1 pseudogene is annotated in these 752 nt (G+C 68.1%); it reads left to right on the forward strand.

The features are described from left to right. Window positions 1-69: 69 nt before the first annotated feature. Window positions 70-752, forward strand: a pseudogene (locus tag A5663_RS04730) (aldehyde dehydrogenase family protein); the annotation flags it as partial.

Here is a 752-nt window from a genome sequence, read left to right on the forward strand (position 1 = left end):
GGACCCAGCGGCGTCTCGTGCACGCCGTTGTCGACCAGGTAGTCGAACGCGCGGCCGTGTTCGGCCCAGTGCCTGACGCAGTTGCACGACGCGTTCGAGCGCAACAAGGAACGGCTGCGCCGCATCCTGATCACCGAGGTGGGCTGTCCGGTGTCGGTGAGCGGCAGCCAGATCGAGAGCCCGATCGAGGAAGTCAGGCACTGGGCCGAACACGGCCGCGCGTTCGACTACCTGGTCGACAACGGCGTGCACGAGACGCCGCTGGGTCCGGCCCGGCGCAAGATCTGGTACGAGCCGGTTGGCGTGGTCGGTGCGATCACGCCGTGGAACGTGCCGTTCTATCTCAACGTCGCCGAGACCGTGCCCGCGTTAATGGCCGGTAACACGGTCGTGCTCAAACCGGCTCAGCTGACGCCGTGGTCGGGCAGCGAGTACGGGCGGATCGTGGCCGAGGAGACCGACATCCCGCCCGGGGTGTTCAACGTGGTCGTCTCGAACGCCAACGAGGTCGGGGCTGCGCTGGCGGCCGACCCGCGGGTGGACATGATCACGTTCACCGGTTCGACCGCAACCGGCCGGGCGATCCTGGCCGCCGGCGCGCCGACGGTGAAGAAGACGCTGCTGGAGTTGGGCGGCAAGTCCGCGCACATCGTGCTCGACGACGCCGACCTGAACTCGGCGCTGCCGATGGCGGCGATGATGGCATGCGTGATGTCGGGGCAGAGCTGCATCCTGCCCAGCCGGATCCTGTT

Origin of the sequence: Mycobacterium sp. E740, from assembly GCF_001672895.1 — a bacterium.
Taxonomy (GTDB): domain Bacteria; phylum Actinomycetota; class Actinomycetes; order Mycobacteriales; family Mycobacteriaceae; genus Mycobacterium.